This is a genomic window from Halanaerobium saccharolyticum (assembly GCF_003053565.1).
Classification (GTDB): Bacteria; Bacillota; Halanaerobiia; order Halanaerobiales; family Halanaerobiaceae; genus Halanaerobium; species Halanaerobium saccharolyticum_B.
Window position 1 is genome coordinate 1 of the sequence record NZ_QAXS01000002.1, and the last position, 23,504, is coordinate 23,504.

A 23,504-nucleotide genomic window follows, 5' to 3' on the forward strand; every position below is an offset into this window, starting at 1 on the left:
GATAAAGGGAAATATTGGTTTCAGGTTGGGGTGAAAAATTTTGAAAGGTGCTATTAAGCCTTATCAATCAAGGGCTTATTTAGCCGAAAATCTTAAAAATTTGATCAGGGGTGATAAGTATGAAAAGTTCCTTTACGATTGGACATTTATTTGGAATTCCCGTTAAAATACATGTCAGCCTTTTAATTATTCTTCCTTTTTTCGCCTGGGCTTTTGGTAATAATATCGTTTATCTAACAGAAAATACTGATATAGCAAGAAGGCAGCTGCTTTTAAATCCCTATCTACTCGGGTTTATTATGGCGGTTATGCTTTTTATTAGTATCCTGATTCATGAGCTGGCACATTCACTTGTAGCCAGAACAAAGGATGTGGAAACTACAGATATTACTCTAATGCTCTTTGGCGGTCTGGCAAATATCGAAGAAATATCCAAAGATCCTAAAGATGAAATGAAAATTGCAGCCAGCGGACCGCTGACCAGTCTGGCTTTGGGTTTGATTTTTGTCTTTGCCGCTAGTCTTGCACCTAACTTTATCCTGGAAGATTTCAGGCTGATAATTTTATATACAGGTCAGCTAAATATTTTTCTTGCAATCTTTAATTTGCTGCCTGCCTTTCCCTCAGATGGAGGCCGAATTCTCAGAGCTTTTATTGCCCAGCGCACTTCTTTTAGGCGGGCAACAGAGATTGCTTCCAAATTTGGTAAGGGTTTTGCTCTAATGTTTGGTATTTTAGGTTTTATGAGCGGAAACTTTCTCTTAGTCTTTATTGCCTTTTTCATCTATATAGGTGCCGCTCAGGAACACCAATTCAGCAATATTAAGAGTGCTCTTTCAAACTTAAAGGTAAAGGATTTAATGACTAAGGAGGTTAAAACAGTACCGGTTAATATGAGTGTCCACCGCTTAATAGAAAAAATGTTTAATGATAAACATTCTGGTTTCCCTGTGCTGAGGGACGATAAAGTAGTTGGTATTGTAACCATGGAAGATGCACAGAAGATAAATCAGGAAGAATACCGCAACACTCCGGTCCAGACAATAATGAACAAAGAACTGCACTGTGTTGGGGAAAATGATGAGCTTTATGAGGCATTTAAACTTCTTTTCCAGAAAGACATTGGCCGACTGCTGGTAATGGAGGGTGAGGAACTTAAAGGAATTATCACCCGCTCAGATGTAATGACCGGACTTAGAGTTAGACAGTTAGAAAATATAAATAAAGAGGAGCTGTAAGCAATGGTATTTTTAAAAAATTATCTCATCACATTTATAATTTTTTTGGTGATTGATTTTATCTGGCTGGGAGCAGTGGCCAGAAATCTTTACCGCAATCAGCTGGGATTTTTGATGAAAGAAAACTTTAATATGACTGCTGCTTTTATTTTCTATCTGCTTTTTACGGCCGGTCTGGTTTTCTTTGTTCTTAATCAAGCCCTGGCAATTTCCAGCTGGCAGTATGCCTTATTTGCCGGTATGTTTTTTGGACTGATAACTTATTCTACTTATGATCTGACAAATCTCGCTACAATTAAGGACTGGCCCCTGACAATTACAATTATCGATTTAATCTGGGGAACATTTCTTGGTGGAATAACTTCTTATTTAAGCTATATTGTGATTAATTATTTCAGATAAATTTTAAATTATTTTTTCAAATTCATAATTCCTTCATAATTTGCTCCTATAATTAAGTCAGAAGTTAAGAAAAGCATTAATGAAAATTAAAGTTCATTAATGACAAAACAAAAATTTATGAGGAGTGAATTAATATGAAGAAATTATTAATTAGTTTAATGGTGCTGGCTTTTGTAGTCTCAGTTTTTACAGGTGCAGTTTTTGCTCAGGGTCCCCAGTCTAAGATGGGACCGGCAGCCAACCAGCCCCGCTACAATGAAGATGCAGGAGAGTTTGGAATTGGTTATAACAGAGTTGAGTTAAGTGAAGAGCAGATTAATGAAATTGCAGATTTAAGAAATGAATTTTATACTCAAACTGAGGATTTAAGAGATCAGCTTAGAGATTTAAACCGTGAACTTAGAGATCAAGAATTCCGCGGTGCATCTAATGCTGAGATTGGTGAAATTGAAGATAAGATCGAAGAAGTTTTAGTGCAGATGGATGAAAAAAGACTCAGCAATCAGGAAAAAATGGAAGCAGTTTTAACTGAAGAACAGCTGGCTTTAATTGCAGAAAACCGTCAAAACTATGAAGAGCGTTATCAAAATCGTTTTAATAATGATTTTGGACCGGGATCTCAAAGAGGTTTTGGCAGAAGCGGCTACTCAAGATTTGATGAAGACTATCATTATGGTATGATGGGCAGAAGTAATTTTGGAGCTAGATCTGGTGGATTCCGCAGTGGTGGAGCTTACAATAGAAGTGTTTCTGGCTTTGGACCCGGTTGGTGTCACTAAATTTTAATAAAGTTAAGCAAATGAAAAAGGCCGGCTAAAACCGGCCTTTTTAAAGTTTGGCTGTTTAATTTAAAACAAATCTTAATTAAAAAGATCACTCAGATCAATCTTAATATCGAACTGAATATCTACTCCATTATCATCATCTGGATCCTCATCAGCCCAGTCATCATTATCCCAGTCACCGCCATCATCGTCCCAATCATCGTCTTCTTCTAAATCATTATATCTTTCTCTTAATTCTTCATAAACAATATCTTTAGTTACCCGGCGGCCCCTGCCTTCTTTTTTGATAGTTCGACCAGTATTTAAATTTTTGTAATAGTAACTGTACTTTTGATTTGCATGGTGGACTTCAAGTTTTTCTATCATATTGCGGTCCCGGTAATAATATTCATATTTTTGATTTTTAATTTCTATTTTTTCTTCGACTCCAGTCCGCTGATTATTATATTTATAATCATAATTATTGCCGCGTACCTTGATTATTTCAGTTCCGCCGTTGAACTCATATTTTTTATCATATTTTTTAGTATCAAGTGGTGGGAAGTGTCTTTCGCGGTAAGGATGTCTAAATCTGACCAGCTCATCATCAAAGATGATCGATGGCATTCCATAATAATAGTGAAATTCATTAATTCTTTCGCGATTTCTGACCAGTCTCTCCAGATCACCCTGATCAAGTTTTTTATCTGAGTTGCTGTAATAATAAAGAATTAAACTGATATCCTTACTATCCAGCCCCAGACGAGCCATATATTCTACATCTTCACTGTCAACATCTTTAAAAATCCTAACCAAAAGCTTCTTATCAAAGTCATCCAGCTCAACTGCAGCTGCAGAAATTGAACTAAAAATTATCATTATTAAAATACTGAAAATAGTGATTTTTTTAAGCATATTTTTTACCTCCCGGCAGTTTTAATTTAATTTTCCTCTACTTTTATTATAATCTGAATTTAATTCATTTACAATGATCAAAGTGTGATATTTGAAAAAGCTGATGATCTGTAATAAAATATAAGCAGTCTTTAATTTTTACATATTTGACAGAGGAGTGAAAAAATGATCTGGAGAGAAGAATATAAAATTGGAGTAGAACTGGTAGATGAACAGCATCAGGAACTTTTTAAGCGCCTGGGAGATTTTATTCAGACTGTAAGAAGTGATCAAGAAAATTCAGAGAAGAAAAAAGAGGTAGAAAGAACTTTGAATTTTATGGGCGAATATGTAGTGACTCACTTTGATGCTGAAGAGGCTCTGCAGAAAAGATTTAATTACCCTGATTTTGAGGAGCATCATCAAATTCATGAAGATTTCAAAGCAGAAGTTGCAGAATTTCAGGAAAAATATAGTGCAGATGAATATGATGATGATTTTCTGCTGGAATTCAGCGGCCGGCTTTTAACCTGGCTGATCAACCATGTTGCTTCAACTGATCAGGATATTGGGGAACATATAAACTCTGTAAAAGAGAAAGAGGAGGAACTAAAGTAATGGATGTAAAATACTTAAATCCAATAATTGCAGCAACCGATTCAGTTTTTCAAACCATGCTTTCAGTAAAGCCGGAAAAGGGAGAAGTTTCAATTCAGGAAGATCTGGTAACTGATAAGGAGGCAAATGTAATTATTGGCATGACAGGAGATATAAAAGGATCTATAGTATACAGTTTTTCCAAAGAAATGGCTTTAAAGGTAGTCGAAGCGATGTCAGGAATGGAAATGGAGGAACTTGATAAATTTGTAACCTCAGCCATGGGGGAATTAGGAAATATTATCAGCGGTAAGGCAACAACCGGCTTAGCTGAGCAGGATTTAAGCTGTGATATTGCTCCTCCACAGATTGTAACAGGTAAAAATATCAATATTAGTTCTGAAGCAGATAAAGTATTAATGGTTAAATTTAATACGGATCTGGGAGAATTTGATGTTGGTTTTTCAATTAATTAGTATTTAAAGCTCCTGCGGGAGCTTTTCTCATTTTGGGCAGGATAATTTTTTTAATTGGAGAATAATATATATAATAGTAAATCTTTAGTTATCAATTTAGCAGTTAAAATTATTATGGATGGGGGCATAAATTATGGAGGAAATCTATCAGTATAATAAATATAAATTTTTAGAAAAGCTTTATACTCCAGTAGGGATTTTTCTGGCAGGTATTTTGCTGCAGTTTTTTTATCCCGGGATTGGTTTTTATCAGCGAATTTTAATTTATTTGGTTTATTTATCAGGAGTTTTATTATTTGCTTTTGATGCTCTGCCAATAATAATCAGCACTTATAAAGTCTGGAACAAAGAGATTATTTTAACCAATAGAACAATTGTGCTTAAAGGTGATGATCATTTAAAAACAATAGTTGTCAATAGAAGAGATATTGAAAGAATAATTTTCCGCTCTTTAAGGGGGGAGGATGTTGAGATTCCTCATTTTCAAAAGCTTGAAGATATTGATGAGCAATTATTCGAGCTGGCAGGCCGCAAATTAATCATAGAATTTGATGCAGAAACTGCAGAAGATGAATTAATTATTTATTTAGAATTACTGCCTGAGGAATTTTTAGAGGAATTTATTAAATGGTATCAGGCCGATATTGCGCTTAAATAATGACATATATTTTGCAATTTTAAATCCGGCGGTAATCCCGTCGGATATTAGATTATAATTCTAAAAATTTTAACTAATAGAACTATTCCCCTGGTTATTGACATTTGTTTATAAATATAATATTGTATTATCCAGATATATAAATATTATAACTAGGAGGATTATCAATGGAAAATATAGAATCAATATATTATATTGAAACAAATCGAACGTTTACCCTGCTGAGAAAATATGCCTGGATTTTTACTTTAACCGTTGCAATCGGAGGGCTCTGGTTTCCAAAGTTTGGACTTTTTGTACTGCCGGTAATTGCGGGGCTTTCTTTGACATCGTTTTTTAAAGGCCGCTACTGGTGTGGAAATATCTGTCCCCATGGAAGTTTATTTGACTCAGTACTGCTGCAGTTTAGTAAAAATAGAGAGATCCCACATTTTTTTAAATCAAAATTTTTAAGAATTTCTTTTTTCTTATTTTTTTCCTTCCAAATTGGAAGAAAATTGGTCAGTGTCATAAACATTTATGGTCAGGCCCCATTTCTTGACAAATTGGGCTTTATTTTTGTAGCCAGTTATTTAATGGTAACAGTTTTAGGTGGGATAACCTCTTTTTTTTATTCTCCCAGAACCTGGTGTCAATTTTGTCCAATGGGCAGCATCCAGCATATGAGTTATAAAGCTGGAAAAAACCTTGGCATTAACAATGAGACTGATGCTAAAGTAACTATAGAGTCTACTGATCTCTGTCATGAATGTGGAATGTGTGCTCGAGTCTGTCCGATGCAGCTTGATCCATATTTAGAGTGGAATGAAGATGGTCAGCTGGATAACGAGAAATGTATTCGCTGTAATACCTGTGTGGAAAACTGTCCGGCAGGAATTTTAGAGATAAAAAATAACTCAGCTGATGAATTTAATATCTGGGAAGAAGGAGAACTTGATTATTATCACAAGGATAATATCAGGGCAAAAATCGAAGAAATAAGAGAGCTTTCTGGAAATATCAAAGAATTTTCTTTCAGACTAATGGAGCCACCCCACATCGATGTAGAAGCAGGCCAGTTTATACTGGTAAAAGTCTCTGATAAACATCAGATGTATAGAGCTTATTCAATCGCTGGAATAGAGGATGATGGCAGTTTGATTAAGGTAACAGTAATGAGAATTACAGATGGTTATGGAACCAGCATTATCTTCTCAGATTTTGAAGAGGGACAGGTAATTGAACTTAAGGGACCAATGGGGCACGAATTAGTAGTTGACAAAGATGCAGAAGATGTAATGCTTGTTGGGGGAGGAATTGGAATTACACCCTTTATACCAATCGTTGAAGATATAGTCCACAATGATAATCACATAAAAAATGCAAAGTTAATTTATGGGGTTAACGAGGAAGATCAGTTCCTCTACCGAGACTTTTTTGAGGAAATGGATGCAGAATCTGATAAATTTGATTTTGTTCCGGTCGTTGCCTTTGATGACAACTGGAATGGAGAAAAGGGATTTGTCACTGATGTGATGGATAAATATGAGCTTGATGACTATAAAATATATATGTGTGGACCGGGGCCAATGGAGGCTGCAGCCAGACAGCTCTTAGAAGAAAAGGATTTTGATCAGAGCCACATCTATGCCGAATCTACTTAAATTTAAGACTGCAGATCTTCCAGATCATAAAAGAAAGAAAGTATTTCTGCGATAACAGTATATAATTCTTCGGGAATTTCATCTCCGATATTTAGTTCAGCCAGAACCTGGACAACATCCTTATCTTCTCTAATTGGGATGTTTTCCTGTCTGGCTTTTTTTATTATCATCTCCGCTATACTTCCCTTACCACTGGCAATAATTTTTGGAGCTCGATCAGTATTTTGATTATATTTTAAAGCAACTGTTTTTTTAGTTTCAGAGTTTTTTTTATCTGCTGTCATCTTTATTACCTCATTCCAAAAGTTATGAATTATAATTTAAAAACTTATTTTGCAGCGATTAAGTTAGATCTTAATATCTATATGTCTGTACTGACCTTCCTCGTCAAGTTCGTTTAACTCATTTAAAATCAATTTATTAAAAAACTGATTTTTTTCTTCAGCTAGATTACTAAAATTCTTGATTCGAACACTGTTAATCTTAAATCCTTCCTGCTTTAGAGCCGACTGTAGTCTGCCAAAATTTGATTCAATTAAATTTGCAGTCTGAGCACTTTCAGTAAAAAAAGTAGTCTTAATATTTTTCTGATCGACATTAACTTTTGTCTGAATTGGTCCTATATTTTCGAATTCTAAGATAAAAGAGATATTATAGCCTTTATTAGAATTCTGACTGCCAGCACCATCACTTTCTTCCTTTTCCACCTTTAAAAGCAGAGAGGATAATTTATTATTCGGCAGCTGCACAGGAATTTCTAGGGCGAGCATCAGGGGTGAATTTTGATTCTGCTGCTGCAGATTGATCAATTTCTGGCCCAGAATATTGTCTGCTATTTTTTCTTCATTTTCCCCGCCGGTTTTATTAAATAGAGAGAGAATCTGGTTTGAAATTTTACTCTGAGCAGCTAGGCTTTCTGCAATTTCTGAGCTGGAAGAGCTTAGATTGACAGCTGTTTCCGTTTCACTGAGCAGGGGAAAATCTTGATTATTCAAATTGGTTAAGATTTGACTTTTATCAGTTAAATTTTCAGCAAACTGATTAATGTTTCCTTCAAAATGAGCTGCTGTTTCTCTGATTATGCTTTCTGTGAGGGGCAGCTGATTATTTTCGAGGAAGGAAAAAGCTTTTAAAAGTGCGAGCTTTTCGGCACTTCCTTCAATGTTATTATCAGCCAGAAAATTATTTAGAATTTTAAGCGTATCCTGATCAAAATTCTGGCCGAGGCTCTTAAAATTATTTAAAATCAAATTTTTAATTTCCTGGTCCAGCTGATTAAAATTATTCAAAATCTGAGGGTTAAGGTTCTGATTTTCAGTCAGCTCTGCTGGAATATCAGCTGTAGATTCCAGATTACCGCTGAGGGAATTTAAGGAGCCAAGATCAGCATTAGATAAAGCTTCCTGGTTGGCCTCAGCCTGAATCTGCTGGTTTAAATTATCAAAGTTGAGCAGAGAACTTTTTAGATCGGCTAAGTCCAGATCACTAAGCAGATTATTCAGCTGCTCCTGAGATAATGTATTATCTGAACCCATAAACTGCTCGAGCATCGAACTGAGATTTCCATTACTATTAAAAACTGAGCGCAGACCACTGATTAGCTTTTCCGAAAGGGGAAGCCCATTACTTTCCAAAAAGGCAAAGGCTTTGATCACAGCCATTTTATCTTCTGCTGTTGTGGCCGGATTCTGATCAAGGTACTGAAGCAGGCTGCCGACAGTTTTTTCGCTGAGGGGCATCTCCAGTTTAGCCCAGCTGTCTAAAAGCATTTTTTGGGTATCATCTTCGAGAGAAGCCAGCAGACGAAAAATTTCAGGCAGCAGTTCAGCACTCTCACTTTTAGCCTGGCTCTCATCAGTGCTGATATTATCTGTGTTTAAAGCCTGTCTGAGCATTCCTATATCGAGTTTTCTAATTGGTGCCAGACCATTTAAGTCCATAAATTTCACTCCCGGGATATTATATTCCATTACTTACTCTTTATTTCGATAAAATTGATTGAAATCCTCTAAAAACTCATATATTATTATAGCAGAGGTTAAGAATCTCTTTAAAGATTATTTTCAAATAAAAAATTAAATTACTCTATTTTTATAAATTTATAAAATCGTAAAGGAGGTTAATCATGTCTGATAAATGTGGAAACTGCGGCTGTGGTTCACATAATGCAGATGATAACTGTGCCAGCCAGCAGTTGAGTGAGGAAGAATTGGAAAAGATATTAAAAGAAAAATCAGAACACAGCAGGAAATATACTGTTGAATATAGAATTAGTCTGCAGGAGATGAAATGTGAGGCTGAGGTTTTAATTGATCGGGTTAAAGCTTATACAGGAATCGTTGACGAAATTGAATTTACCGAAGAAGAATTAATAATATCCTACGATGATCGTTTAATAACCCCGGCTGAAATTTCTGATCTAGTCCAATAAAAGAAAAGAGGAGATTTAATGCTGAGCCATGAGATTGATTACGAAATTATAGGTGATGATATGCAGGTTGTGGAAGTTGAACTGGATCCTGAAGAAACAGTGATTGCTGAAGCAGGAGCAATGAACTGGATGGATAATGGGATTTCTTTTGAGGCCAAGATGGGAGATGGAACTGAGGTAGATAAGTCGATTTTAGGAAAAATATTTGGAGCCGGCAAGCGAGCTATTACCGGTGAATCAATATTTATGACTCATTTTACCAATAAGGATTACGGCAAAAAGAAAATAGCCTTTGCCGCTCCTTATCCCGGTAAAATCATTGCCCTTGACCTGGCAGAAATGCCGCAGAATCAGTTTACCTGTCAGAAAGATGCTTTTTTATGTGCTGCTCTGGGAACAAAGGTAGATATAACATTTAGTAAGCGTTTTGGTAGTGGACTATTTGGCGGCGAAGGTTTTATTCTACAGAAGTTAAGTGGTGACGGCAGAGCCTTTGTTCATGCCGGGGGAACAGTGGTCAAAAAAGAACTAAAAAACGAAAAACTTAAAGTAGATACTGGTTGTCTGGTCGGTTTTACGTCTGGTATTGATTACAGCATTGAGCGAGCAGGTGAATTAAAGTCCATGCTCTTTGGTGGGGAAGGTTTATTTTTAGCCACCCTGCAGGGGACAGGTACAGTTTATCTGCAGAGTCTGCCATTTTCCAGACTTGCAGATCGAATTATTAAAAGCGCACCTCGAGTTTCGGGCAAACAAAAGGGAGAGGGTTCTGTACTGGGACAGATCGGTAATATGCTGGATGGGGATAATTTTTAATCAAATTGTAATCTCTTTAACTTGCAAAGCCTCCCTGAATATTAGATAATGTATATTAATACCTATAAAATTAATAATATACTGAAAAAATAAATAAGGGAGGTAATAGAATGTTAACTTTAAAAGAGATAAAAGCCAATCCTGATTTTCAGCATATGATCAAAGAAGCAAATCATTATCTGTCAGAAAAAGGATATACAGAACACGGTTTTCGTCATGTTAATTTTGTCTCTGATACCACCAAAAGAATTCTAAAAGACTTAGGTTTTGATAAAAAAACAGTTGAACTGGGAGCTATTGCCGGTTATCTGCATGATGTGGGCAACATGTTTAATCGCAAACACCATGGAATATCAGGTGCCAATATAGTCTATACTGAACTGCGCCGGCTGGATGTTCCTTTAGAAGATATAACAAAAATAACAACAGCAATTGCCAATCATGATGTAGAGATTGGTCAGGCTGTAAGTCCTATTACTGCTGCCCTGATTCTGGCTGATAAGAGTGATGCTCACAGAACCAGGGTTAATAAAAAGGATTCTACTTTTATCCATGATCGGGTAAATCTGGCTATCAGAGATTCCAAGATTTCTGTAGATGCGGAAGAAGAAACAATCACCTTAAGTATCGATTATGATTCTTCGATCAGTCAGGTAATGGACTATTTCGAAATTTATTTATACCGAATGGAACTGTGTAAGGAGGCAGCAAAGTATTTAGGCTGCAGATTCAGACTATTGATCAATGAGATTGAGCTTTTAGGTCATGTTAATTATCAGGAAAGTTAATGAAAATAAATTATGTAATTTAATTGAGGAAGGTAATTATGTTTTTTAAATTGTTAATGATTTTTATTTTAGTACCACTGATTGAACTTTATTTTTTACTGGAGATCAGTCAATTCATTGGAGTTTTCACTACTGTAATGGTTATTGTTTTTACAGGAGCTGCCGGGATTAGCATTGCCAGAAGACAGGGTTATCAGGTAGTCAGTAATATTCGTACCACCCTTAATCAGGGCAAGATGCCGACAGATGATTTAATTAGTGCTTTTTTGATTCTAATCGGTGGAGTAACGCTTTTAACACCGGGATTTTTGACTGATATCACAGGTTTTCTACTGATATTACCGGGTTCTCGGGATCTAATAGCAGCTTTAGTCAAAAAATATTTCCTAAAATATGTTAAGGAAAATAAAGTTGAAGTTCATTACGGGAGCCAGTTTAAGCAGCAGAGAAATAAGCAGCAGAAAAATGATAAATATGCTGATTATGAGGATGATTTTATCGATGTCGAGGCTGAAAAGGTAGAAGAAGATGAAGATTTAAAACATTAAAAATCAGTAAATACAAAAAAGAGGAGCCAGTCTCAGACTGAGAGCTCCTCTTTTTGAGTTCTTATTTAATTTATGCATTTTGATAGAGCAGACGATGTCTTAGATTGAAAACATGAGCAAAAGCGTAATTCTCCTCTAACTGCATTTCGTAAATCAGCTTATTGGTCATCAGAATAGAGACTCTAAAAGCTGATGCTAAATCATCTTCAAAACTGTATTCTCTCTCTAAAAACTCTGCATGTTCTTTTTCAATAAAAGTCTCCAGATCATTTCTATAGACAAATTTCTCTTCTAATTCTCGTTTAAAAAAATCAGGGTGCAGATTCTGAGCGTGCTGATTTAATTTCCATTCGTGAAAAATATGGACTGTTTTCTCCCAGAGTGTTCCCGGGTCAAGCTCAGGGTCATTATGGGCTCTGCAGAAATAATCTGCAATATAGTGAAACAATTCTCCCAGTTTAACTGCAAATTTATAGGGATTCTGATCCGGATTCATATCCTTTAATTCTTCAAATTGCTGATAAAATATTTCCATAGTTTCATCTTTAAAGTGGCTTATATCTCCTTTAATAAAATCAGGCTTCATACTTCCCCAGGCCAGCGCCGTTGTGGAAAGCCAGATATCATTTTTAGCAAAATGATCGTGGATTTTATAAGCCAGCATCTTGTGTGTTCTAGTATCCAGTGTTAATACCTCCCGGTAATTTTAAAGCCTTTTCAACAAATTTCGATATATTAATCATAACATATTTTAAGCCTGTTTAGCAAATGGATTAATTTTCCTCAAAAATCTCTGTGAGAAGAAAAATTTAATTATTGAATCTAAAACTTTATTTTGATAAGATTTTAAGTGAAATAACTATTCTAAACAAAATCTAACTTAAGTTTAATTCAATTGAGCTAAGATTTCTGTTAAATTGTTTACTGGATATTGATTAAGCATAATTATAATCAAATAAATAAGAGGAGAGATAAGAGATGAAAGCAAAAAAACTTACAGGAGAAAAAGCAGCAGAATATATTGAAGATGGAATGGTAATTGGCCTCGGCACCGGCTCCACCGCTTATTATGCAATTAAAAAGGTGGGGGAAATGGTCAGAAATGGATTAAAGGTAAAAGCTGTACCCACTTCTAAAGAAACTGCAGAACTGGCAGCAGCAGAAGGTATTGAACTGGTCGAACTGGCAAATGTTGAAGCACTGGATTTGACCATTGATGGTGCTGATGAGGTTGATCCGGATTTTAACCTGATCAAAGGTGGTGGAGGGGCACTGCTTAGAGAAAAAATTGTTGCCTCAGCAACCGATAAATTAATAATTGTTGTTGATGAATCAAAAATGGTAGAAAATCTCGGTGCTTTCCCCCTGCCGGTAGAGGTGACTCCTTTCAGCTGGCAGTATACACAGCGGATGATTGAGAAATTCAGCTGCAGCTCCGAAATCAGAAAAGAAGACGGCGAAATTTTTGTAACTGATAACGACAATTATATTTTAGACTGTAATTTTGGAAAAATTGAAGATCCCGTCAAAATAGCGGTTGAATTAAATAAACTGCCGGGAGTAGTTGAAAATGGAATTTTTGCTGAAATGGCAGAAATAGTTGTTGTGGGCTATAATGACGGCCATGTTGAAGTCTTAGAAAAGTAATTGAATAATTAAAAAGGGGAGCCGGCATCTGCTGAGCTCCCCTTTTAAGTCTAAAATTATTCAGTTTAATTTAAAAGCAACTTTTTTAAGTGGACTAAGTATTTTCAGATATTTTTTCTAAATCCTTTGCTGCCAGTATTTTTTCCATCAAAATACTGCTGATAATAACCAGCGGAATAGAAATTGCCCAGCGGATTGCTGTAAAAGAAACTCCAACATAACTTGCTTCAAAAAGAGTCATTGGAATCCTGCAGATTGCAGCTGTGCCGATATAACTAAAGATTATGCGCGGGCTTGCTCCTTTTTTATACAGAGCTGCTGCAACTGGAAAGGCGACATATAAGCCCCCAACAGTTGTGCTGGCCAGAATAATTGCCCACAGGTAGGCAAGAAAACCGGATTCTTCTCCCAGATGTTTTTCAATTGTTTCTTTATCAACCCAGACCTCAAATAATCCAATCAAAAGAAAAACTGCAGGGACAAATTTGATCATTGTTAAAAAGAATGAATAAAAATTATCGAAAACTCCCTGGGCAGTATTTAAATCCAATATAAATCCAGCCGCTGTAAAAATTACAAAAATAATAAATAACCAGTAATCCTTTAAGTGTTTTGTCATTAGATAAACAGCTCCCCGTAAAAAAGACCAATTGCAATTGAGACTATAATCGCCATCACCAGAGAGATTAAGTTTCTGATAACGGTAATCTTAAGGCCGAAAAAGTCTTTTTCTACCGGATAGGTAACAAGTCCCACCATCATCAGGGTTGTTGTAAAGGCTGCAATAACAGTATAACTAACCCCTTTTTCCAGCAGTATTCCTGCCAGTGGAAAGGCAACAAAACCAGGCATAAAAGCAAGCGAACCAAGACCTCCTGCCAGTGCTACTCCAACTGCACCACTGCCATCTCCTAGAAACTTCAAAATCAGCTCATCAGAAACAAAATACAAAGAAAAAGCAACCAGAATTATCATATTCAAAAAAACTGGCGAATTTTTGCGTATTTTTTTCAGCCCAATCTTTAAACCCCTGATTGTTTTTTCACGATCAATAATAAATAAAATAGCTGTTAGTGCTGCTGTAAAATAATAAATCATATAATTTCGTTTTTAAATAGCATAAAAACAATTTCCCCCTGTTGTGTTATTATAACTAAATTTAAGTACCTGTATATTATAACTGCGATTTAATCTGTTTTCTATGCGCCAGCTCACATAATATTTATAAATTCAAATATAAATAAAATATAAAACCGCTCCCGAAAGAGCGGTTTTAGTTGAATATCAGCAAGGCTTTAATCTTCAACCAGATTACTTTTCAACCAGCTGATAATATCATCAGACTCATATAAGGGTTCATCATCAATAAATAAACAGGGAACCTGCCTTTTTCCTCCGACTTTTATTAGTTCAGATTCTGCTTTTTGATCCTGATTAATATTTTTAAGTTCAATCTGATCTAAATCATTTCTGTCAATAAATTTGGTTACTTTTCTGCAGTAAGGACAGGTTGGGTAATAATATAATACCAGGTCATACATTTTATCATCCTTTCTTATTCAAGATCTGATGCCTTAAAATATAATTTCTATTTAAATGGAAAAAATCCTTTATTAAATTTTAATTGAAAATAATTACATATATTTGTAAAAATATGTTATAATGAAGAAGAAATAAACTTAATTAGTGGTTGAGAGCGAAAGGAGTATTTATGTATGAGCAGCAGTTTCTTTTAAATGAAAGAGAAAAACTTGAAGATTCAGATTTAATTAATTATTTTCTTAAGCTGGCTGAACTTAATTCTAATCTTGAGACGATAGTTGATTTAATTGAAAAGACAAATAAGACAGACACAGAAATCGACTTTTTAAATTTAATTTTAAATAAAGGATTTAACTTAATCCCCGAGGCTGATTACGGCAGAATTGTAATCAACCATCAGGATTCTGCCTATTTTTTAGAAAAGATTTATCGGGAAGAGCTGTTAAATTTTGACCTGGATAATTTTAAGAAGCAGGAGCCTGTCAGCCGAAGCAGAGATATTTTATTTAAATCACAGCCGGTAAATAAAAAAATAATTATAAATTTAAAGCTTGATCAGCAATTTTTAGGAGCGGTAATCTTATATATTTCTGGGGAGACTTATAAGAGCTTCAGCAGGGAGTCAGTTAAAATTGCGTCTATCTTAGAAAAAATAGCTTCATCATATTTAACAGCTAAGAGTTATCAAAAACTGCAGCAAAAATTTAAGCGGGAGGTTATTCTATCTTTAAGCAATCTGCTTGCTATTCATGATCAGTACACAGAAGGACACAACCAGCAGGTTGCTAAATTGAGTAAAGATCTTGCTCGGGCTGCCGGTTTGACTAAAAGTGAAATTGAGAAAGCTTACTGGAGCGGTATGCTGCATGATATAGGTAAAACATTGATTCCGGTTTCAATTTTAACTAAAAATGGACCTTTAACCAAAGAGGAATTTTTTAGAATCAAAAAACATCCCGAATGGGCCTACAGAGCTTTAAAAGATTCAGCAGAATTAAAGGATATAGCAAAATATGTACTTCACCACCATGAAAAGTGGGATGGAAGTGGATATCCTGATCAGCTGACAGGAACTGAAATCCCCCTAATTTCCCAGATTGTTTCTATAGCAGATGCCTGGGATGCTATGACATCCAACCGTGCCTATCGAAAGGCTCTCAGCAGAAAAGAGGCCCTTAAAAGAATAAAAATTAATCGAGGTAAACAGTTTTCTCCCTGGCTTACAGATGTATTTCTGGATAATATTAGCTGAAGTAAATATTTAATTTCATTTTTAGCATTAAAGTCTTTAAATAGTCCGCTGTTTCTGTTATAATAGTAAAGTAGATAACAATTTTACTCAATAAGAGAAATTTTTAATAAAAGACCAAAAGGTGGAGAAAAAATTGAGAAGAAGAGAGCGCTTAACAGGTTTTTTTATCATATTTATTTTGCTTACTTTTTCTGCCTACAGTAATTCAATGAATGTAGGTGGACGAGCCGGAATTGCAGACAGACAGCTGAGCAAAACTGGACAGAGGACCAATGGGCAGCAGATGCGAGTTTTAAGTAACAGTGAGCAGAAACTTAATGCTTCAGTTCCAGAACAGAGCCTGCAGCCTGAAAATAAGCTTGATTTAGAGTCTGATCGGACATCAAGTCCGGATTCAGAGCGGAAGTCCAATTCACTAGATATAGATCAGACCAAAGAAAATAGAGAGCAGAATATAGAAGCTGAGCGAGAAGATAAGAAAATTTTTACGGAACAGAGAGCAGAAAACAATCCAGAGCAGCAGACAGCCTTTGAAAAAAGATATGAACCAGAATTAATCGATCAGGTTAAAGTACATAAAGTTAGAAGTGGAGAAACTCTCTGGGATATAGCTCATCAGCATGGTTTAAATATTGATTCCTTAATTGGAGCCAATAATATCAGCAATATGAACAGCATCAAGCCAGGACAGGAATTTAAAATTTTACCTGTTAAAGGTATTATTTATAGAGTTTCACCAGGAGAAAGTGTGGCCAGTATTGCCCGCAAATTTAATCTTAAAGTTGAAACAGTTATGGAAGATAATAATCTTGAAGATTCTTCAAAGCTTAAAATAGACCAAAAACTGGTATTAAGAGGTGCTAAACCAGAATTTAGTTATCAGGATCGCCTGGATCAGAAATTTATGTATCCAATTAATACCCGGATCACCTCTTATTATGGACCCCGCTGGGGAAGAATTCACGAAGGTCTTGATTTTGCAGCGCCAATGGGCAGCCCAATTAGAGCAGTCAGCTCAGGTAGGGTTGTCTACAGCGGCTGGGCCACAGGCTACGGTTATGTAGTAATCATTGAGCATCAAAGAGGTTTAAGAACACTTTATGCACATAACTCTAAACTTCTGGTCAGTGTCGGTGAATCAGTTGGTAAGGGAGAAGTCATTTCTCGCTCCGGTAATACCGGAAATTCTACAGGACCTCACCTTCACTTTGAAGTTCAGGTTAACGGCCGACCGGAAAACCCTTTAAACTATATCAACAAATAAAATTAAAATAATTGAATTTCAAACTCCTCATTATTAATTTAGTGAGGAGTTTTCTTTATTTAGAGGGATTATATCTGAGTATTAACTGGATAAGCGTACTCTTGACATTAAAATCCAGATAACTTATAATTAATATATGAAATACTTGAATAATTGTTCATATATCATAAATAAGATGAGGTGGAAATAATGCAGCAGACAGCAGATAAGAATAAAAAAAGTGAAAAAGAATTTGAACTGGAAGGTTTAAACTGTTCCAATTGTGCCTTAAAAATTGAGGATCAGATTAAAAATCTGGAGGGTATGGAGGATGTGGAGCTTAATTTTGCTACCTCTACCCTTAAAGTTGCAGCAGAAGAATCAAGGCTGGAAAAAATTAGAGAAGAGCTGCAGCAGATTTCAGATCGAATTGAACCCGGGGTTAAAGTTAAAAATAAAGGGGAAGACAGAGATCAAGTCAATTCTGGCAGCTCTCTAAAGGAATATCTCTGGCAGAAGAAAAATATTTTTATCGGCAGTATCTTTTTCATTGCTGCTTTAAGTTTTGCTCATTTAAATCTTTTTGCGGGGACTATTTTTAATAGTCTGGCTTTACCTGCTTACATAACAGCATATTTTTTAATCGGCTACCCTGTCTTAAAGTCGGCAGTTTTAAATATCGGTCAGGGTCAGATTTTCGATGAAAACTTTTTAATGGTAATTGCTACTATTGGAGCTTTTGGAATCAGAGAATATCCGGAAGCTGTAGCTGTAATGCTGTTTTATATGGTGGGTGAGTTATTTCAGGAAAGAGCAGTCAACAATTCCCGGCGCTCAATAAAAGATTTGATGGATATTCAGCCTGAATACGCCAATTTAATCAAAGATGACGAGATTATTAAAGTGGAACCAGAAAGCTTAAGTGTTGGTAATTTAATTGCCGTTAAACCCGGTGAGAAAATACCGGTTGATGGGGAAATTGTCAGTGGAGAAACAGCCCTCGAAACCTCAGCGCTAACAGGAGAGTCACTGCCCAAAGATGCTGCTGAGGGTGATCAGGTTTTAAGTGGGATGATAAATCTAAATAAACTGATTACAGTTAAAGTCACTAAGGAATACAAGGATTCCACTGTTAAAAAGATCCTGGAGCTGGTGGAGAATGCAAGTTCCAAAAAAGCTCCAACAGAACAGTTTATCAGCAAATTTGCCCGCTATTATACACCTTTTGTGGTGCTGACAGCTGCTTTAGTTGCTGTTTTACCTCCACTTTTTACAGGTGCAGCCTTCAGCCAGTGGTTTTACAGAGCTTTAATTTTTCTGGTAGTTTCCTGTCCCTGTGCTCTGGTTGTATCGATTCCCCTTGGTTTTTTTGGGGGGATTGGGCTGGCTTCCAAAAATGGAATCCTGGTCAAAGGCGGCAACTATCTGGAAGCTTTAAATGAACTGGATACTATTGTTTTTGATAAAACTGGTACTCTAACAGAAGGCGATTTTAAAGTTACAGAAGTAAATATTTACAGTCAGCACAGCCGGGATCAAATATTAAAATTGGCTGCTGAAGTGGAGCAGTTTTCTAATCATCCAATTGCAAAGTCAATTGTTGAGGCAGCTTCTGATTTCAAAAAACATTCAGCGGCAGCTGACTATCAGGAAATTTCGGGAGCCGGGATTAAAGCGGAGCTGAATAATAATCTTATTTTAGCAGGAAACGAAAGACTTATGCAGAAAAATAATATAGAGTTCAAAAAAGCAGAAAGTAGTGGTACAGCAGTTTATTTAGCTCAAAATGGTCAATTTTTGGCTTCAATTATTATATCTGATCAGCTGAAGCCGGACTCAGAATTTGCAGTTTCCGGTCTCAAAAAGCTGGGAATTAAGAATTTAGCAATGCTGACAGGTGACAACCAGTTAGCTGCAGCAGATATTTCAGCAAGCCTGGGGCTTGATAATTACTATGCTGAGCTTTTACCTGACCAGAAGGTAGAAAAAGTAGAAGAGCTGCTGCAGAGTTCCAAAAAACTGGCTTTTGTCGGAGATGGTATTAATGATGCACCTGTACTTGCCCGCTCAGATTTAGGGATTGCGATGGGCGGTCTTGGTTCAGATGCTGCGATTGAAGCTGCAGATGTGGTGCTGATGACTGATGAGCCTGCTAAAATTGTTTCAGCTTTAAAAATTGCTGCTAAAACTAAAAAACTGGTCTGGCAGAATATTATTATGGCTCTTTCAATTAAAGCTGCTGTTATGATCTTAAGTATTTTTGGTCTGGCATCAATGTGGGCAGCAGTATTTGCAGATGTTGGAGTTGCTTTAATGGCAGTCTTTAATGTGATGAGAATTTTGAAGACAGAAGAGATTTAAGAAATGGAGTGAATAAAATGGTAGCTGAACTAAAGGAAAAGGCGATCTGTGATATTTGTGAGGTTTTTAATCCAGATAACCAGGTAGTAGAGGTAATGAAGGAAAAGGAGCTGGCAGATGAGGTAGTTTATGATCTGGCAGAGCTATTTAAGACTATGGGAGATCCAACCCGGATTAAAATTCTCTATGCCTTAAAAGAAAGGGAACTCTGTGTTTGTGATCTTTCCGAGCTGCTTGAGATGAGTGCGTCTGCTATCTCACACCAGCTTAGAGTTTTAAGAAATAATAAGCTGGTTAAATACCGCAAAGAGGGGCGCTCAGTCTATTATTCACTTGATGATGATCATGTAATGTGTCTTTTTGGTCAGGGACTTGAACATGTACTTGAAGATTAGATAGACAGCAGTAAAATTTATCCAACAAATTTTTATCCAGATAATTATAATAACTCCGTAGAGGAAGATTTAATGACTCAAATGAATGCAGTACTGCTGGCAGGAGGAGCAAGCAGCCGTTTCGGCAGTGATAAGGCTCTAATTCCTTTTGCCGGCATGAGATTAATTGAATATATCTACCATAATTTAAATAGCAATTTTGACAGGGTAATTGTAGTGGGCTCTAAAAAGGATTATTCTTTTCTCAAAGAAGCCGAAATTAGAGATGATATCTATCAGAACTGTGGACCACTGGCCGGCATCTATACCGGTCTTTATTTTTCTGACAGCAGTTATAATTTTGTCTGCGGCTGTGATATGCCCTTTTTAAATAAAAATTACTTTGATTTTATTAAAAGAGAGCGAACTTTAAACCCAGAAGCTGAGATTATTGTACCTCAGTTTAATGGTTATCTGGAACCACTGGCTGCTCTTTATCAGCGTTCTCTGCTCCCTGTGATCAAAAAAGAAATTCTAAACAATAATCTTAGACTTAAATCTTTTTATCCAGAGAGCAGGAAAAAAGTAATTAAGGAAGAAGTATTAAAAAGACAATTTAATCTTAAAAAGCTTTTTTTTAATCTTAATTATCCTGAAGATCAAAATGTGGCATTAAAATATTTAAATAAGGAGGCAGGGAGTTTTGAAAAAGATAGGAATTACTAAAAAAAGCAAATTATTTTTGATTTTCATGTGTTTTTTATCACTAATACTGTTTTATTCTCTGCAGACTGCAGCAGAGGATATTGTGCTGCAGGAGCCAGCTTACCAGCAGTTTGAACTGGATAATGGAATGCAGTTTATGGTGTTTCCGGATCATTCGATTCCTTTAATCAGATATTCTATTTATTATAATGTAGGTTCAATCGATGAGCAAAATAATCAGACCGGGATTTCTCATTTCCTAGAACATCTGATGTTTCTGGGAACAGAAAATCTTCCTGAAGGTGAGATTGATGATTTGATTTCTTCGGTTGGCGGTCAGCTAAATGCTGCTACCAGTTTTGACTACACTTATTATTACCATGAGGTTCCGGCTTCGATGCTGGAACTGGTAATGGCCCTGGAGTCAGATCGGATGCAGAATTTAAAATTTAATGATGCTGAAATCAACCGGGAACGAGAAGTAATCAAACAGGAAAGAAGAATGCGCACTGAAAATAATATCTTCTCCCGGGGCTTTGAAGAGATTAAAGCTCATGCATTTAAAGATAGTTATTTGGAGCATAATGTTATCGGCTGGATGGAAGATATCAACAGCATTTCACCTCAGCAGCTGCAGAATTATTACCAGCGGTATTATTCACCAAACAATTCTTTAGTGGTTGTCAGTGGTGATCTGGAGGCCGAGATGGTTAAAAAGCTGGCTGAAGAGTATTATGGCTCCTACCAGGCAGCTGAGATTGACCGCAAAGAATTTAAACTGCCGGCTCAGCTGGCAGAGAAGACTAAAAAAGTTGAATTAAATACTAATATTCCCTATGCACTTCAGCTCTACAGAATTCCAGCTGCTGATCAGCTTGAAATAACAGCCTTAGAAATTTTTCTCGATATTCTGGCAAACAGCCAGAGTTCACGGCTTAAGCAGAAGCTGCAGCAGGAGGCTGGTATAATTTTAGACAGTGGGGCTTTTCTCTATCCCCTGCGCACGGATTCTTTTGCCCTGATCTACTTTATTCCTTCAAATCAGAATTTAGTTGAGCAGGCACAGCAGGCTTTTGATAGGGAGCTGGAAAAAATATTTACTGAGGGTATAACTGCCCAGGAATTTGAGATGGTTAAAAAGCAGTACCAGAAATCTTTAATTTTTTCTCAAAAGGATATTAACTCAGCAGCTTCCACTTATGCTTTAAATGAACTGCGCTTTAATCAGGCAGATTTAATAGAAGCAAAAATAGAGTATATCAATAATTTGGGTAGAGAAGAGCTAATTCGAACTGCCAAAAAATATTTCAGTCCAGACCAGCGGACAAAAGGCTATATTTTACCGGAAAATAAAGGTGGTGCTCAGCAGTGACTAAAATTAAGAATATTTTATTTTACAGCCTGATTATGATCCTGGTTTTTAGTTTTAATCTTTCTGCAGGCACTGATCAATTCAGCCCTGATTTTTTTAGAGAACTGGCAGAGGTGGTAAACGAAAAACCTGAGATTGAGGTACCTGATTATCAGCTTATGGAGCTGGAAAATGGGATGAGATTTTATCTGCTTGAGGATAAGAGCCTGCCGATTGTGGAAGTCAGGGGTTATATCAATGGTGGTAAAATTAACGAAAGCAGGAATAATGCCGGGATAACATCTCTAATGACAGAACTGATGCTCAAAGCAAGCGAAAATTACAGTGAAAGTGAATTTTCTCTTTTTAAAGAAATTAACGCTCTCTCCTTAAATCTGGGCGCTGGCTCAGATAGGATTTCAATCAGTGGAAATTCTTTAAATACTGAAACTGAAGAACTACTTTCCCTGCTGGCTGAAGTTCTGATTAGACCAGAATTTGCAGGCAGCCACTTTGCGAGAACTGTCGCAGAATATCAGCAGCTCTACAGGCAGCAGTTCTATAATGATTCAGCTTTATTAAATATGCACTTTTTTAAGAATCTATATGGAGAGCATCCTTATGGTTATAATTATAATTACAATCTAATCTTAGAATTTTTAAATCAGGTTGATTCCAAAATGGTGGAGGATTTTTACAGTAAAATTGTTCAACCTGAGCGAATTTCAATTGCTATTAGTGGAGACTTCGAAATGGAAGCTTTAAAGACCAGGCTTAAAAGAAATTTTGCCAGCTGGGAAAATGCGAGTGAGAAGCCAGCTGAAAGCTATGTTAGTGTTAATCCAAAAATTCATCAAAAAATAATTGTCGTTGATAAAGCTGATGCCACTCAGGCCAATATGAGGCTGGGCTATAATTTTTATACCAGCAGTTATCCGAAAAGAATTCCCTTTTTAATGGCAAATCGAATATTTGGCAGTGGTGGATTTAACAGCCGCCTGATGGAGAATCTCCGCAGTGAAAAGGGTTATGTTTATGGTACTAATGCTCAGGTCAGATATAATGATTATGGAGGAGCTTATTTTATCAATTTAAGTCTTGATCCCGAAAAAGCCCTTGCTGGTATGGAAGCTGTTAAAGAAGAGATGCTTAAGCTTAAGACAGCTAAAGATCCTTTTCAGGAAAAAGAGCTCTTTGAAAACATTAATCTCTATAATGCGGTTTTCCCCAAAGCCTATCAGCACCAGATAGATGTGCTGGAGGAGATTGTTTATCAGCTCGAATTTGAGAATGGCTCAAAAAATTATCTAAATAATTTCATCAAACAGTATAATGGACTTGAGGCCGCAGAAGTTCAGCAGATTTTTGCAGAGGAACTTTATCCGGAGATTTTATTTACAGTAATTGTCGGTCCCAAAGAAAAAATACTGCCCCAGTTTAAAGAAGCCGGACTTGAGGTAGAAGTAATTGAGAATCCGGTTTTAAATTGACTGAGTAGATTTTAGCTCTTGACAGCAGACTGGATTATGAGATATTATAATAACGATAGTTGAATAATTAAAAACTTTGATGAGAAGTAGTAATTTTCCTTGAAGCTGAAAGAGAATGGAATCCAGCGGCTGTAAGATTCCAGCAGTTAAAGAAAATGAAGTCGTCTCTGAGTTTTGCTGACCAGGCGGATTTAAAAATAGCAGCAGAGCAGCTAATTGCTGTTATTATAATCTGAATTAATCAGCAGCGGCACAGCAGTCGTTAACTAATGAGAGCTTTCTGC

General features: G+C 36.2%; 26 protein-coding genes and 1 other annotated feature (1 of these 27 running past the window's edge). Of the genes, 19 read left to right on the top strand and 7 right to left on the bottom strand.

Annotation, left to right across the window (positions count from 1 at the left end):
- Positions 1-119 precede the first annotated feature (119 nt).
- From C8C76_RS01130 to C8C76_RS01140, 3 genes are all read left to right on the top strand, one after another.
- Positions 120-1,238, top strand: a complete 1,119-nt coding sequence (locus tag C8C76_RS01130) for a CBS domain-containing protein (protein WP_108137845.1) — start codon at positions 120-122, stop codon at positions 1,236-1,238.
- A 3-nt stretch (positions 1,239-1,241) separates the two neighbouring features.
- A complete protein-coding gene (locus C8C76_RS01135) occupies positions 1,242-1,640 on the top strand; it encodes a DUF2177 family protein (RefSeq protein WP_108137847.1) in 399 nt (132 codons plus the stop codon).
- Between the two features lie 134 nt (positions 1,641-1,774).
- The gene (locus C8C76_RS01140; RefSeq protein WP_108137849.1) at positions 1,775-2,419 is read left to right on the top strand and encodes a Spy/CpxP family protein refolding chaperone; all 645 of its coding nucleotides are present in this window, start codon (positions 1,775-1,777) and stop codon (positions 2,417-2,419) included.
- Between the two features lie 81 nt (positions 2,420-2,500).
- On the opposite strand, the gene C8C76_RS01145 is transcribed toward C8C76_RS01140, so the two are convergent.
- Positions 2,501-3,319 carry a hypothetical protein gene (locus C8C76_RS01145; RefSeq protein WP_108137851.1) on the bottom strand — a complete coding sequence of 273 codons (819 nt, stop codon included), beginning with the start codon at positions 3,317-3,319 and terminating at the stop codon, positions 2,501-2,503.
- Positions 3,320-3,484: 165 nt separating this feature from the next.
- On the opposite strand from C8C76_RS01145, the gene C8C76_RS01150 reads away from it, so the two are divergent.
- The 4 genes from C8C76_RS01150 to C8C76_RS01165 all read left to right on the top strand — a co-directional run bounded on the left by C8C76_RS01150 (position 3,485) and on the right by C8C76_RS01165 (position 6,672).
- A complete protein-coding gene (locus C8C76_RS01150) occupies positions 3,485-3,916 on the top strand; it encodes a bacteriohemerythrin (protein ID WP_108137853.1) in 432 nt (143 codons plus the stop codon).
- Entirely contained in the window at positions 3,916-4,371 is a 456-nt protein-coding gene (locus C8C76_RS01155) for a chemotaxis protein CheX (RefSeq protein ID WP_108137855.1), read from the top strand. Before C8C76_RS01150 ends, C8C76_RS01155 begins: the two co-directional genes overlap by 1 nt.
- Before the next feature lie 133 nt (positions 4,372-4,504).
- A complete protein-coding gene (locus C8C76_RS01160) occupies positions 4,505-5,029 on the top strand; it encodes a hypothetical protein (RefSeq protein ID WP_108137857.1) in 525 nt (174 codons plus the stop codon).
- Between the two features lie 167 nt (positions 5,030-5,196).
- On the top strand, positions 5,197-6,672 hold the full coding sequence (locus C8C76_RS01165; protein ID WP_108137858.1) for a 4Fe-4S binding protein: 1,476 nt from the start codon (positions 5,197-5,199) through the stop codon (positions 6,670-6,672).
- A gap of 2 nt (positions 6,673-6,674) precedes the next feature.
- On the opposite strand, the gene C8C76_RS01170 is transcribed toward C8C76_RS01165, so the two are convergent.
- Entirely contained in the window at positions 6,675-6,956 is a 282-nt protein-coding gene (locus C8C76_RS01170; protein WP_108137860.1) for an EscU/YscU/HrcU family type III secretion system export apparatus switch protein, read from the bottom strand.
- Between the two features lie 63 nt (positions 6,957-7,019).
- Positions 7,020-8,612, bottom strand: coding sequence for a flagellar hook-length control protein FliK (fliK, locus tag C8C76_RS01175; protein WP_108137862.1), 1,593 nt, complete (start codon positions 8,610-8,612; stop codon positions 7,020-7,022).
- A gap of 185 nt (positions 8,613-8,797) precedes the next feature.
- Between fliK and C8C76_RS01180 the strand changes: the two genes are divergently transcribed.
- The 4 genes from C8C76_RS01180 (at position 8,798) to C8C76_RS01195 (ending at position 11,255) form a co-directional block, all read left to right on the top strand.
- Complete coding sequence (locus tag C8C76_RS01180) at positions 8,798-9,103, top strand: hypothetical protein (RefSeq protein WP_108137864.1); 306 nt, start codon at positions 8,798-8,800, stop codon at positions 9,101-9,103.
- 18 nt (positions 9,104-9,121) lie between these two features.
- The gene (locus C8C76_RS01185) at positions 9,122-9,919 is read left to right on the top strand and encodes a TIGR00266 family protein (RefSeq protein ID WP_108137865.1); all 798 of its coding nucleotides are present in this window, start codon (positions 9,122-9,124) and stop codon (positions 9,917-9,919) included.
- Positions 9,920-10,029: 110 nt separating this feature from the next.
- A complete protein-coding gene (locus tag C8C76_RS01190; RefSeq protein WP_108137866.1) occupies positions 10,030-10,707 on the top strand; it encodes an HD domain-containing protein in 678 nt (225 codons plus the stop codon).
- A gap of 38 nt (positions 10,708-10,745) precedes the next feature.
- The gene (locus tag C8C76_RS01195; protein ID WP_108137868.1) at positions 10,746-11,255 is read left to right on the top strand and encodes an FxsA family protein; all 510 of its coding nucleotides are present in this window, start codon (positions 10,746-10,748) and stop codon (positions 11,253-11,255) included.
- 70 nt (positions 11,256-11,325) lie between these two features.
- Here C8C76_RS01195 and C8C76_RS01200 read toward each other — a convergent pair whose 3' ends face one another.
- Positions 11,326-11,919, bottom strand: coding sequence for a zinc dependent phospholipase C family protein (locus C8C76_RS01200; RefSeq protein WP_108137870.1), 594 nt, complete (start codon positions 11,917-11,919; stop codon positions 11,326-11,328).
- A 314-nt stretch (positions 11,920-12,233) separates the two neighbouring features.
- On the opposite strand from C8C76_RS01200, the gene rpiA reads away from it, so the two are divergent.
- Positions 12,234-12,902, top strand: coding sequence for a ribose-5-phosphate isomerase RpiA (gene rpiA / locus C8C76_RS01205; RefSeq protein ID WP_108137872.1), 669 nt, complete (start codon positions 12,234-12,236; stop codon positions 12,900-12,902).
- Between the two features lie 94 nt (positions 12,903-12,996).
- Here rpiA and C8C76_RS01210 read toward each other — a convergent pair whose 3' ends face one another.
- The 3 genes from C8C76_RS01210 to C8C76_RS01220 all read right to left on the bottom strand — a co-directional run bounded on the left by C8C76_RS01210 (position 12,997) and on the right by C8C76_RS01220 (position 14,443).
- The gene (locus tag C8C76_RS01210; protein ID WP_108137874.1) at positions 12,997-13,521 is read right to left on the bottom strand and encodes a permease; all 525 of its coding nucleotides are present in this window, start codon (positions 13,519-13,521) and stop codon (positions 12,997-12,999) included.
- The gene (locus C8C76_RS01215) at positions 13,521-14,000 is read right to left on the bottom strand and encodes a hypothetical protein (protein WP_108137876.1); all 480 of its coding nucleotides are present in this window, start codon (positions 13,998-14,000) and stop codon (positions 13,521-13,523) included. Before C8C76_RS01215 ends, C8C76_RS01210 begins: the two co-directional genes overlap by 1 nt.
- Positions 14,001-14,197: 197 nt before the next feature.
- Positions 14,198-14,443, bottom strand: coding sequence for a glutaredoxin family protein (locus tag C8C76_RS01220; protein ID WP_108137878.1), 246 nt, complete (start codon positions 14,441-14,443; stop codon positions 14,198-14,200).
- A 170-nt stretch (positions 14,444-14,613) separates the two neighbouring features.
- Here C8C76_RS01220 and C8C76_RS01225 point away from each other — a divergent pair, with 170 nt between their 5' ends.
- From C8C76_RS01225 to C8C76_RS01255, 7 genes are all read left to right on the top strand, one after another.
- Positions 14,614-15,696 carry an HD-GYP domain-containing protein gene (locus C8C76_RS01225; protein WP_108137880.1) on the top strand — a complete coding sequence of 361 codons (1,083 nt, stop codon included), beginning with the start codon at positions 14,614-14,616 and terminating at the stop codon, positions 15,694-15,696.
- A 133-nt stretch (positions 15,697-15,829) separates the two neighbouring features.
- The gene (locus C8C76_RS01230) at positions 15,830-16,960 is read left to right on the top strand and encodes a M23 family metallopeptidase (RefSeq protein ID WP_108137882.1); all 1,131 of its coding nucleotides are present in this window, start codon (positions 15,830-15,832) and stop codon (positions 16,958-16,960) included.
- Positions 16,961-17,149: 189 nt separating this feature from the next.
- Positions 17,150-19,300: a heavy metal translocating P-type ATPase gene (locus C8C76_RS01235; protein WP_108137884.1), complete on the top strand. Its 2,151-nt coding sequence runs from the start codon at positions 17,150-17,152 to the stop codon at positions 19,298-19,300.
- A 17-nt stretch (positions 19,301-19,317) separates the two neighbouring features.
- Complete coding sequence (locus tag C8C76_RS01240) at positions 19,318-19,695, top strand: ArsR/SmtB family transcription factor (RefSeq protein ID WP_108137886.1); 378 nt, start codon at positions 19,318-19,320, stop codon at positions 19,693-19,695.
- 72 nt (positions 19,696-19,767) lie between these two features.
- Positions 19,768-20,400, top strand: coding sequence for a molybdenum cofactor guanylyltransferase (gene mobA, locus C8C76_RS01245; protein ID WP_108137888.1), 633 nt, complete (start codon positions 19,768-19,770; stop codon positions 20,398-20,400).
- Positions 20,378-21,751 carry a M16 family metallopeptidase gene (locus tag C8C76_RS01250; RefSeq protein ID WP_258222399.1) on the top strand — a complete coding sequence of 458 codons (1,374 nt, stop codon included), beginning with the start codon at positions 20,378-20,380 and terminating at the stop codon, positions 21,749-21,751. The genes mobA and C8C76_RS01250 overlap by 23 nt, the downstream gene beginning before the upstream one ends.
- Positions 21,748-23,220 (top strand): M16 family metallopeptidase, encoded by a 1,473-nt coding sequence (locus C8C76_RS01255; protein WP_108137889.1) that lies wholly within the window; start codon positions 21,748-21,750, stop codon positions 23,218-23,220. The genes C8C76_RS01250 and C8C76_RS01255 overlap by 4 nt, the downstream gene beginning before the upstream one ends.
- Before the next feature lie 67 nt (positions 23,221-23,287).
- Positions 23,288-23,504 (top strand) — a binding site (T-box leader) (it continues 58 nt past the right edge of the window).

What these genes read in the sequence shown, in the direction of transcription:
- C8C76_RS01165 (WP_108137858.1), top strand. Translation starts at nt 5,197, where the DNA reads ATGGAAAATATAGAATCAATATATTATATTGAAACAAATCGAACGTTT.
- C8C76_RS01195 (WP_108137868.1), top strand. Translation starts at nt 10,746, where the DNA reads ATGTTTTTTAAATTGTTAATGATTTTTATTTTAGTACCACTGATTGAA.
- fliK (WP_108137862.1), bottom strand. Translation starts at nt 8,612, where the DNA reads ATGGACTTAAATGGTCTGGCACCAATTAGAAAACTCGATATAGGAATG.
- C8C76_RS01190 (WP_108137866.1), top strand. Translation starts at nt 10,030, where the DNA reads ATGTTAACTTTAAAAGAGATAAAAGCCAATCCTGATTTTCAGCATATG.
- rpiA (WP_108137872.1), top strand. Translation starts at nt 12,234, where the DNA reads ATGAAAGCAAAAAAACTTACAGGAGAAAAAGCAGCAGAATATATTGAA.
- C8C76_RS01215 (WP_108137876.1), bottom strand. Translation starts at nt 14,000, where the DNA reads ATGATTTATTATTTTACAGCAGCACTAACAGCTATTTTATTTATTATT.
- C8C76_RS01130 (WP_108137845.1), top strand. Translation starts at nt 120, where the DNA reads ATGAAAAGTTCCTTTACGATTGGACATTTATTTGGAATTCCCGTTAAA.
- C8C76_RS01150 (WP_108137853.1), top strand. Translation starts at nt 3,485, where the DNA reads ATGATCTGGAGAGAAGAATATAAAATTGGAGTAGAACTGGTAGATGAA.
- C8C76_RS01200 (WP_108137870.1), bottom strand. Translation starts at nt 11,919, where the DNA reads ATGCTGGCTTATAAAATCCACGATCATTTTGCTAAAAATGATATCTGG.
- C8C76_RS01235 (WP_108137884.1), top strand. Translation starts at nt 17,150, where the DNA reads ATGCAGCAGACAGCAGATAAGAATAAAAAAAGTGAAAAAGAATTTGAA.
- C8C76_RS01210 (WP_108137874.1), bottom strand. Translation starts at nt 13,521, where the DNA reads ATGACAAAACACTTAAAGGATTACTGGTTATTTATTATTTTTGTAATT.
- mobA (WP_108137888.1), top strand. Translation starts at nt 19,768, where the DNA reads ATGACTCAAATGAATGCAGTACTGCTGGCAGGAGGAGCAAGCAGCCGT.
- C8C76_RS01180 (WP_108137864.1), top strand. Translation starts at nt 8,798, where the DNA reads ATGTCTGATAAATGTGGAAACTGCGGCTGTGGTTCACATAATGCAGAT.
- C8C76_RS01225 (WP_108137880.1), top strand. Translation starts at nt 14,614, where the DNA reads ATGTATGAGCAGCAGTTTCTTTTAAATGAAAGAGAAAAACTTGAAGAT.
- C8C76_RS01145 (WP_108137851.1), bottom strand. Translation starts at nt 3,319, where the DNA reads ATGCTTAAAAAAATCACTATTTTCAGTATTTTAATAATGATAATTTTT.
- C8C76_RS01185 (WP_108137865.1), top strand. Translation starts at nt 9,122, where the DNA reads ATGCTGAGCCATGAGATTGATTACGAAATTATAGGTGATGATATGCAG.
- C8C76_RS01170 (WP_108137860.1), bottom strand. Translation starts at nt 6,956, where the DNA reads ATGACAGCAGATAAAAAAAACTCTGAAACTAAAAAAACAGTTGCTTTA.
- C8C76_RS01220 (WP_108137878.1), bottom strand. Translation starts at nt 14,443, where the DNA reads ATGTATGACCTGGTATTATATTATTACCCAACCTGTCCTTACTGCAGA.
- C8C76_RS01135 (WP_108137847.1), top strand. Translation starts at nt 1,242, where the DNA reads ATGGTATTTTTAAAAAATTATCTCATCACATTTATAATTTTTTTGGTG.
- C8C76_RS01160 (WP_108137857.1), top strand. Translation starts at nt 4,505, where the DNA reads ATGGAGGAAATCTATCAGTATAATAAATATAAATTTTTAGAAAAGCTT.
- C8C76_RS01140 (WP_108137849.1), top strand. Translation starts at nt 1,775, where the DNA reads ATGAAGAAATTATTAATTAGTTTAATGGTGCTGGCTTTTGTAGTCTCA.
- C8C76_RS01240 (WP_108137886.1), top strand. Translation starts at nt 19,318, where the DNA reads ATGGTAGCTGAACTAAAGGAAAAGGCGATCTGTGATATTTGTGAGGTT.
- C8C76_RS01155 (WP_108137855.1), top strand. Translation starts at nt 3,916, where the DNA reads ATGGATGTAAAATACTTAAATCCAATAATTGCAGCAACCGATTCAGTT.